This is a genomic window from Caballeronia glathei (assembly GCF_000698595.1).
GTDB classification, from domain to species: Bacteria; Pseudomonadota; Gammaproteobacteria; order Burkholderiales; family Burkholderiaceae; genus Caballeronia; species Caballeronia glathei.
On the sequence record NZ_JFHC01000330.1, the window covers coordinates 1 to 349 of the forward strand.

Below are 349 nucleotides of genomic sequence, written 5' to 3' on the forward strand. Positions count from 1 at the left end.
TGACTGTTCGATCGTCTGGCGCCACACGCCGGGGGGGTGCATATTCGCGCCCATATGCAGCAGCACGACGTCGCCTGCGTCGTCCAGCCGCAATTGCACGCCAGCGTTGTGCAGTCGCATGTAGCGGACGCACGATTGCATTGCCGCGCGCAACGTTGGTTCTTCCCGGAGCACCAGCGCCAGCATGCCCAGATTGGCCAGGCTTCTCGTTTCCGCAAGCAACAATCCGAAGGCCTCCTGTCCGGACAGACGTGCCGACTCTTCCAGCAGCCATCCCACCGAATCGGCACTGATCATCAGGTTCGGATCGTCGAGGACCGTGGCCGGCAGCCTGGCCATCCGCAGCATA

Annotated in this window: 1 protein-coding gene; it reads right to left on the minus strand. The window is 63.0% G+C overall.

Going from position 1 to position 349, the window contains the following annotated elements:
- A partial coding sequence (locus BG61_RS39005) for an AraC family transcriptional regulator ligand-binding domain-containing protein (RefSeq protein WP_035943929.1) occupies positions 1–349 on the minus strand: 349 nt, incomplete at both ends.